This is a genomic window from Stenotrophomonas sp. NPDC077659 (assembly GCF_050268705.1).
Lineage (GTDB): Bacteria > Pseudomonadota > Gammaproteobacteria > Xanthomonadales > Xanthomonadaceae > Stenotrophomonas.
On record NZ_JBNNHG010000007.1, the window covers coordinates 43,177 to 51,782 of the forward strand.

Annotated in this window: 6 protein-coding genes; 3 read left to right on the forward strand and 3 right to left on the reverse strand. The window is 65.4% G+C overall.

The genetic code is table 11. The features are described 5' to 3' along the window. Positions 1-280 precede the first annotated feature (280 nt). On the reverse strand, positions 281-3,274 hold the full coding sequence (locus ACQKDV_RS02305) for a TonB-dependent receptor (protein ID WP_427782172.1): 2,994 nt from the start codon (positions 3,272-3,274) through the stop codon (positions 281-283). Positions 3,275-3,512: 238 nt separating this feature from the next. Here ACQKDV_RS02305 and ACQKDV_RS02310 point away from each other — a divergent pair, with 238 nt between their 5' ends. After that, complete coding sequence (locus ACQKDV_RS02310) at positions 3,513-4,064, forward strand: hypothetical protein (protein ID WP_427782173.1); 552 nt, start codon at positions 3,513-3,515, stop codon at positions 4,062-4,064. 23 nt (positions 4,065-4,087) lie between these two features. Here ACQKDV_RS02310 and ACQKDV_RS02315 read toward each other — a convergent pair whose 3' ends face one another. Beyond that, positions 4,088-6,667, reverse strand: a complete 2,580-nt coding sequence (locus ACQKDV_RS02315) for an excinuclease ABC subunit A (protein ID WP_427782174.1) — start codon at positions 6,665-6,667, stop codon at positions 4,088-4,090. Positions 6,668-6,789: 122 nt separating this feature from the next. Between ACQKDV_RS02315 and ACQKDV_RS02320 the strand changes: the two genes are divergently transcribed. Beyond that, a complete protein-coding gene (locus ACQKDV_RS02320) occupies positions 6,790-7,032 on the forward strand; it encodes a hypothetical protein (RefSeq protein ID WP_427782175.1) in 243 nt (80 codons plus the stop codon). A gap of 32 nt (positions 7,033-7,064) precedes the next feature. Here the strand turns inward: ACQKDV_RS02320 and ACQKDV_RS02325 are convergent, their stop codons facing one another. Beyond that, positions 7,065-7,502 (reverse strand): hypothetical protein, encoded by a 438-nt coding sequence (locus ACQKDV_RS02325; RefSeq protein ID WP_427782176.1) that lies wholly within the window; start codon positions 7,500-7,502, stop codon positions 7,065-7,067. A 525-nt stretch (positions 7,503-8,027) separates the two neighbouring features. Here ACQKDV_RS02325 and ACQKDV_RS02330 point away from each other — a divergent pair. Then, complete coding sequence (locus ACQKDV_RS02330) at positions 8,028-8,381, forward strand: hypothetical protein (protein ID WP_427782177.1); 354 nt, start codon at positions 8,028-8,030, stop codon at positions 8,379-8,381. Positions 8,382-8,606: the final 225 nt, after the last annotated feature.

Below are 8,606 nucleotides of genomic sequence, written 5' to 3' on the forward strand. Positions count from 1 at the left end.
CGCTCGGCTGCCTTGCATCCGCCTGATCGCAGCCGAGCATGGGCTCGGCTCTACACGGGAATTCCGAATCGTCGATCTTGCTCGACTGCCCAACTGTAGAGCCGAGCCTACGCTCGGCTCTACACGGGAATTCCGAAGCGTCGACCTTGCTCGACTGCCCAGCTGTAGAGCCGAGCCTACGCTCGGCTGCCTTGCATCCGCCTGATCGCAGCCGAGCATGGGCTCGGCTCTACAAGGCTTTGCGACCACGGTAGCGCCGGGCCATACCCGACCAACTCCCTCAGTAGTCGTAGCTCACGCTCACCCGCAGCGAGCGCGGTGCCTGCCGCACCGTCGCCGCTCCATACAGCGGGTCAGGCTGGCCCGGGTCCAGCTCGGAATACGGCGATTTCCACAGCGCCACCTGGCTGTTGAACACATTGAACACATCCAGGTTGAAGCCCAATCGCCCCTCAGCGGCTGCGGGCCGGTACGACACGCCCAGATCCAGCTGCTTCAGCCACGGCAGCCGCCCCTGGCTGCCCGGAGGCGCCGGCTGGCCGTTGTAGAAGTGGTAAGCAATGCCATAGCCAGAGGGATCTTCGAAGTCCGGGCCATACGAACCCAGCGCGCTGAACGGCGTACCCGAGATCACCCGCACGTTGGCCGAAACCAGCCATTCCGGGGTCAGCTGGTAGTAGCCGTGCAGCTTGAACTGGTGGGTGTGGTCATTGCTCTGCGGCCCGTTGGTGTGCTCCATCAGCTGGGCGTAATCCCAGGCCTGCGTGGTCGACACCGCGGTCTGGCCGATGCCCGACAGCAGCTGGCCTTCGGTGGTGCCGTAGCTGCGCGACCACGTGTAGTCCGCACGGCCGTACCAGCGGCCATCAAACGGATGTTCCAGCGAGAGGTTTACCGCATAGTAGTTGCGCTTGAACTTCGGGAAACCCATCTCGGCATTGGTCAGCGGCACGCTCACGTAATTGCCGCTGGTGTCGACCAGGTTGAAGGTGTTCGCGCGCCCCGGGTTGATCAGCCAGCAGCTGACCGGATTGCTGTCCTTGGTGACGTTGTAGCCGAGGCTGCTGGCCTTGCCCAGCACCGCATCGATATCGCAGTAGTCATCAACGCCGCTGCGCAGCGCGCGATAGGTCGCTTTCGCGCCGTACACCCAGTCCTGTCCCAGTGCCTTGGTGAAGCCGAGGATGAACTCATCCTGGAAAGACGGCTTGATACCAGAAGTGGCCACCGTCTTCGCATCCGGCAGCAGGCCATAGTTGTTGTTGGACGACACCGCATCGGAGAACTGGGTGAGATCGGTCGGGTAGCCGTTGCTGTCGATGCCGCCGTAGGTGTAGTACGTGGAGGTGGCCAGCGTTGCACCAGCCGCATTGAACGCGGGGTTCAACGGCAGCGCCAGATAGTAGCGGCCCACGTTGCCGAACACCTTGAAGCGGCCGTCGCCGCCGACATCCCAGCTGAAGCCCAGGCGCGGCGCCCACTGCCCGCTGGTCTGCTTGATGTAGGCGTCGCCGTCGCGGTTGTAGTTGGTGAACTGGTCCAGGCGCAGGCCCAGGTTCAGCAGCAGGCGGTCGGTCACCTGCCAGTTGTCCTCGATGTACTGCGCACGCTGCGAAGCGCGCACCGAGGCCAGTGCGCTGTAGATGTACTGCCGCACGTAGTAACCGTCTTCACCATTGCGGATGCCGCCGGTAGCCGGCACGCCCAGCCCGGTATTGATCGGTACGTTCGGGTTGGACTGGCCATAGATCCAGTAGTAGCCATCGGCCGAGGCCACCGAGCCACGGTTGAGCGCACGCGCGTTCTGGTTGTCGATGCCCAGCGTGATGCTGTGGTCGCCCCACACGTAGTTCGCGTCCAGGCGCAGGTTGTTGCTGCGGTTTCCACGCGCCGGATCAACCAGCAACGAGGTGGTCTGCGCGTTGGTGATCGGCGTACCACCGTTGAGTGCCGGATTCTGCAGGTTGGCGCTGTTGATGTAGGTCAGGCTGCCGTTGTAGGCCGGGTTGCCGATGTAGTCATCGGTCTTCATCTCGCCGTACTGCGCACTCACCGTGAGCCGGTCAGTCAGGTAGCCGGTGTACTTGGCCGTCCACAGATCGCCGCCGGTCTTGGTGGTGTCTTCCTTGCCGCGCTGTGCGCCTCGGGCCAGCGTGTCGTAGTCGTAGGCGAAGATGTCGCCGCGGAAGACATTGCGGCTGGACGCACCGGTCAGCTCCAGCAGGTGGTTGTCGGTAATGTTCCAGTCCAGCTTTGCGTACCAGCGCGGGCGGTTGTACTCATACTTCGAGTACGAGTTGGTCGCCTCGACATTCTTCACGTCGGTGCCCTCGCGGCGCTCCAGCTCGTAGGAGCCGAAGAAGAACAGTTTGTCTTCAATCAGCGGGCCGCCGGCGTAGATGCTCTGCGTAGTCACCCACTCGCGGTCCTTGCTTTCCGGCGAATACAGCGCGCCATTGCCGGGGTAACGCACGTCGTCCTTGTCCGAGCGCGTCGAGGCCGGTTCCCAGGTGAACTGCCCGCCGAAGTGCCAGTCGTTGGTGCCGCGCTTGCCCACCGCATTGATGACGCCGCCGTCCGAGCGGCCGTACTTGGCACTGTAGCCGCCGGTATAGATTTCCTGCTGGTCGATGCTGCCATAGGGCAGGGTCAGGCCGCCCAGGCCGCGCAGTGGGTCAGTACTGTTGAAGCCGTTGATGTAGTACGCGTTCTCCGCCGCCGACGAGCCGCCAAAGCTGACCAGCTGCGCACCGGTCGGACCGGCATAGCTGCCGTTGCCACCGTTGCCGACCACACCCGGTGCAAGCTGCGCGATGGCCTCGGCAGAGCGCCCAAGCGGCAGGCGCTGCAGCTGCTCGGCGGTGATGACCGTTCGCGAATCGACGCTGCTGACGTCGATGGCAGCGGCTGCGCGATCCGCACTGACCTGTACGCCATCCAGGCGCGTGACCTCGCCGAACGAGACCTCGGTGCTGGTGCCCACGGTCAGCGCAACGCCCTCTCGGGTCTGCAGCACGTTGCCATCGGCGTCGCGTGCTTCCACCACATAGCGGCCCAGTGGCAACTGGCTGATGGTGTAGCGGCCACGCGCATCCACCGTCACCTCGCGGGTGAGGCCGGTATCGCTGCGGACGAAGATGCGCTGGGCGGAAGGAGGTGCCAGGCCGGCGATGGCGCCGGTGGTGGACTGGGCATGCAGGGCGGGGGACGCGGTGGCAAGCAACACCGCCAACGCCAGCAATCGCGGGCGCAGTAAGGAACGAGTTGTCGTCATCGTGGGGCGTACGGGTAGTGGGGGAAGCGCCGCCTGCGCGCCGCGATGGGCGTGCCAGACATTGCAGGTTCATTAACCCCGCTCACGGCCCGATGCTGAAATGCCGGGTGGTTATGTACTGCTGGCCGATGGCGATACCGATGCGGCGTCAGCCGGCGGACCCCGGCCTGCCGGGCGCACCCTGCGGCGCACAGAGGCTAGACTGCAGATCGATGCCAGGGACAGAAAGGTCGCTCAGATGCAGACGCACAAGGACGTGAACCAGCACCGCGACCATCGTGTTGGATGGATTCTGTTTGGCGCGGCATCGCTGCTGGTGATGTTCCTGTCCGTGGCATTGGCAGTCTACCTGTCCACGGTTCCGAAACCGTGGCGGGAAGGCAGCCGTACCGTGGGGCAGACCTGTACGCAGGGCTTCAGAAGTTCCCCACAGACGCCAGGTGGCGCGTCTATCGAGGTGGCGTCAGACCGCACGAAGACTTGCGGCTATGCCTATGCGATCCAGACGGGCGGCGTGGGTACGCAGTACGTGCTCACGCTGGATGAGACCGAGGTCGATGCCGGATCGACGGTTGATGTGACGCTCACCGCCTATGATGGCTGGCGCACGCAGCACCAGGTCCGCCGCAGCATCCAGGGCCCGGCAAGGCTGCGGGGCGTGCAGCTGGCGGTGGATGTATCGCCGCGCACCACCCTGGTCGAAGTTTCCACCTCGATCCACGGGGGTGGCCGATATGCCCTGCAGGGCGTCACCTTGCAGCCCTCGACAGGACCGCGCCCTGCACAGTGATCCGGTAGCGGGACGCGGCGGTGTTACGCCCTGCTTTGCCGTGCAAGTTCCTTTGCCAGGAACGGCGCCGTCCTGCTGCCTTTCACACGCGCGACCTGATCCGGCGTACCCTTCGCCACGATGCCGCCGCCCGCCGCGCCTGCGCCCGGCCCGACATCGATCACCCAGTCCGCCTGCGCCACCGCGCGCATGTCGTGCTCGATCATCACCACCGTGTTTCCCGCCTCCACCAGGCGCTGCAGCTGCACCATCAAGCGGTCCGCGTCCGATGCGTGCAGGCCGGTGGTGGGTTCATCCAGTATGTACAGGCTGCGCCCGCGCTGACTGCGCTGCAGTTCGGTGGCCAGCTTGATGCGTTGCGCCTCGCCGCCTGAGAGCTCGGTGGCCGGCTGGCCCAGCCGCAGATAGCCCAGGCCGATGTCCTGCAGCAGGTGCAGCGGGCGCGCGATGGCCTCTTCCGCGCCAAAGAACGTATGCGCTTCGTCCACCGTCATCTGCAGCACCTGGGCGATGTTGCAATCATTCCACAATACTTTCAGCGTGGCCTCGTTGTAGCGCGCACCGTGACAGGTGGGGCACGGCGCATAGACGCTGGGCATGAACAGCAGTTCGACACTGACGAAGCCTTCGCCTTCGCAGGTTTCGCAGCGGCCCTTGGCCACGTTGAAGGAGAAGCGCCCTGCATTGAATTTTCGACGGCGCGCTGCAGGCGTCGCAGCAAACAGCTTGCGCACGTGGTCGAACAGCCCGGTGTAAGTAGCCAGGTTGGAACGCGGCGTGCGGCCGATGGGCTTCTGGTCCACCTGCACGACCCGCTGGATGGCATCGACATCGCCGCCCAGCCGGCCGCGCGTTGCTTCAATCACCGTGGGGCCACCGGTCGGTGCGCTTTCGGCGGCATCGTCCATCGGTTCGTGGCCCAGGTGCAGCAGCATCAGCTCCGGCAGGGCCTGCGCCATCAGGCTGGATTTGCCCGATCCGGAAATGCCGGTCACCGCGGTCAGCAGCCCCAGCGGCACCTGCACATCCACGCCGCTCAGGTTGTGGCGGTGGATAGCCTGCAGCTGCAGCCAGCTTTCCGCGCTGCGTTGCCGGCTGGCGGGCGCAGGTACCTGGTCGAACAGATAGCGGGCCGTGCGCGAGTCCGCAACCTGGCGCAGGCCCTCGGGCTGGCCACTGTAAAGAACGCGCCCACCGTGCTCGCCCGCCTCCGGGCCCACATCCACCAGCCACTGCGCGCGGCGCATCAGCTCCAGATCATGCTCGACCACGAACACCGAATTGCCGCCGTCACGCAGCCGGTCCAGCGCGTCGTACAGCGCCTTGCTGTCGGCGGGGTGCAGGCCCGCCGAGGGCTCATCGAGCACATACAGCACGCCGAACAGCAGCGAGCTCAACTGCGTGGCCAGTCGCAGGCGCTGCAGTTCACCCGCTGACAGCGTCGGCGTTGCGCGATCCAGAGACAGATAACCCAGGCCCAGGCCACGCAGCTGGCGTACACGGGCCATCACCCCGCCCGCCAGCCGCTGCGCGGCCAGCTGCTTTTCTTCCGACAGGGCGGCGCTGAGGGCCGCGCGTGCGCGTTTGCCGTACGCGCTGAAATCCCCTTCCGCGACGGGCTGCAGCAGCTCGGCCAGCTGATCCAGCGGCAGCCGCATGAACTCGCCGATATCCACGCCTGCGAAGGTGACCGAGAGGGCTTCGGGCTTCAGACGTTTGCCCTCGCAGGCCGGGCACAGTTTGCCTTCCATGTAGCGGGACACGCGCTTGCGCATCAGCGCACTCTGCGTGTTGGCAAACGTGTGCAGCACATAGCGGCGCGCGCCGGTGTAGGTGCCCATGTAGCTGGGTTCCTGCCTGCGCTTGAGTGCGGCACGGGTCTCTGCGGGGGTGAAACCTGCATAGACCGGTACGCTCGGTGCTTCCTCGGTGAACAGGATCCAGTCCCGGTCCTTCTTCGGCAGCGTCTTCCACGGCACGTCGATGTCGTAGCCCAGCGTGACCAGGATGTCGCGCAGGTTCTGCCCGTGCCATGCCGGCGGCCAGGAGGCAATGGCACGCTCACGGATGCTCAGTGACGGGTCGGGGACCATCAACGCTTCGGTCACCTCGTACACGTGGCCAAGGCCGTGGCAGGTGCTGCACGCACCCTGCGGCGTGTTGGGCGAGAAATCCTCGGCGTACAGCATGGGCTGCTTGGCGGGATAGGTGCCGGCACGCGAGTACATCATGCGTACCAGGCTGGACAGCGTGGTGACACTGCCCACCGATGACCGCGCGTTGCTGGCACCGCGTTGCTGCTGCAACGCCACCGCAGGCGGCAGACCATTGATCGCATCCACATCGGGCACGCCGGCCTGGTCGATCAGCCTTCGCGCATAGGGCGCAACGGATTCGAAGTAGCGTCGCTGCGCCTCCGCATACACGGTACCGAAAGCCAGCGATGACTTGCCGGAGCCGGAGACGCCGGAGAACACCACCAGCGCATTGCGTGGAATGGAGACGTCGACATTCTTCAGGTTGTGCTCGCGCGCACCGCGAACCTCGACGCAACCGCTGGCGGCGGCAGTACAGGATGACTCGCCAGAAGGGGTGTTGGACATCTTCGCCATCCTGCGGGCAGTGAGTGGCACGCGTTGACGCGTACCGGCAGACTATTCTCGCTGCTGGGCGGTGAAGGCGGGTGACGGTTGGTCCGGCGTCCACAAGGTGATACAAGACACCCATGGACGAGAAGAAATACTGGTTCGCACGGAAGCGATACGGCTGGGGCTGGGGCCTGCCTTTTGCTTGGCAGGGCTGGGTGGTTTACGCCGCGGCACTCGCTCTGCTGCTGGCGGGCCCGTTCCTGTTCTCTCCGTCCCAACGGCCCCTGGCGTTCCAGCTGTACACGTGGGCGGTGATCCTGGTGCTGGTGCTGGTCTGCTGGCTGAAAGGCGCGCCGCCGGGATGGCGCTGGGGGAAGTAGTGGGCGGCAGACGCGCGCATCGCCAACATGAATCAGCTCACCAGATCTGCAACCGCGAATCCAAACGCCACGACACCCGCACCCAAGGGAAGATAGGTCACCCACACAGGGCTGCCCTGGCCCAGCGCGAACGCAACGAATCCCTCTTTCAGCCTGCGACCTGAGAGAAGCGAAACAACGGAAATCGCAAGCAGGGGAAGCACGGATGCCAGGCCGAAGCCCCAGAGCAACGGCCGCCAATCCGTATTCGCGAAACCACCCAGCGGGTAGAGCGCCACGCCAGAAAAGAGGCCGACAAAGAACAGTGCATTCGCCGTCCAGATGGACGCACGATGCTCGCGGGCGAGGCGCTGGCGGGATTTACCTCTGTAGCCGCCAGGCAGATTGCGCGACCAGCGCGCGACCAGCGACGTCGCGAGCATTCCGCCCATCACCCCGCTGATGGCAGGGCTGATCGAATCAAACTCCATTGCCGATCCATTCCTTGGTCGCACGGACCATTGCGCCCAAGCGTATCAGCTGCCAGCGCGTCCCCCGCGCGACGGCCAGACATGTCGCCATCGACCGGCGGTGGCGCCCGTGGCCTGCCCGGCAACCTCGACGCATGTCGCATATTCCCCGCACGCCGGCGGGCCTTGCGGCGCCTGGCTCTGGCGCGACTTAGCAGCGTGCAAGAATGCCGAAAGCGTCTTGCGTCGAACGGGTTTGCAACTTGTCTGATGGGCGCAGCGCAAGCAAGCGAGTACAGATGACGTGCCACCGACAACGGGTGGCCGGGCCTCGAAAACCCGTCAGATCACACAATGTTGTTTGCGCTTGCCAGCCGGTGTCACCTCGTGTGGGGCCGGCTGGCAATCCGTCTGCCGGCCATGGCGGGCGGAGCGTGGAGGCCTCGCGCCTGCCGGTCGTGTGTGTGATCTCCCGGTTTTCGAGCCACGTCTCCGCCCGCCACCTCTGTGTGGCGGCTACCGTCTGTTCTGCATGGAGCTCTCGCCATGACCACACCGAAGTTTGCCGCCAACACCCCCGCCAACACCGAAGACGATTACGCGCCCCGCAACGGTAGCGCCTTCATCAACGCCCTCAAGGACATTGGCTGCGGTGCCGCCGCCGATGGCCAGCCGTGGCCCGAACCGTCGCTGCGTATCGGCCGTCGCATCGCCCTGGCTGATGCCGACTGCGCACGGGCCGGCCTGACCATCGCCCTGGAAATGCTGCTGGCGGGCGAACGCATCCGCCAGAACGGTCCGGATGAGGATTACCCCGGCGACCGGGTGATGGAAGGACTGATCATGGCCTGCCTGGCGATCAACGCGCAGGCCAGCGCGCGCATGCGCCCGGAGGAATGACACGCGGTGCAGGCAACGCACTGGGCATGACCCGGCGCTACCACTGCGATTGCCGCAGTAGATCCACGCCATGCGTGGATGGACCACACGCGGTGCCGGCATTCCGCCGGGCACGGCCCGGCGCTACCTCTGCGATTGCCGCAGTAGATCCACGCCATGCATGGATGGGCCACGCGCGGTGCCGTCATTCCTCCGGGCATGGACCGGCGCTACCTGTGCGATTGC

Coding starts and splice junctions, on each gene's coding strand:
- ACQKDV_RS02305 (WP_427782172.1), bottom strand. CDS start 3,274: ATGACGACAACTCGTTCCTTACTGCGCCCGCGATTGCTGGCGTTGGCG.
- ACQKDV_RS02310 (WP_427782173.1), top strand. CDS start 3,513: ATGCAGACGCACAAGGACGTGAACCAGCACCGCGACCATCGTGTTGGA.
- ACQKDV_RS02315 (WP_427782174.1), bottom strand. CDS start 6,667: ATGTCCAACACCCCTTCTGGCGAGTCATCCTGTACTGCCGCCGCCAGC.
- ACQKDV_RS02320 (WP_427782175.1), top strand. CDS start 6,790: ATGGACGAGAAGAAATACTGGTTCGCACGGAAGCGATACGGCTGGGGC.
- ACQKDV_RS02325 (WP_427782176.1), bottom strand. CDS start 7,502: ATGGAGTTTGATTCGATCAGCCCTGCCATCAGCGGGGTGATGGGCGGA.
- ACQKDV_RS02330 (WP_427782177.1), top strand. CDS start 8,028: ATGACCACACCGAAGTTTGCCGCCAACACCCCCGCCAACACCGAAGAC.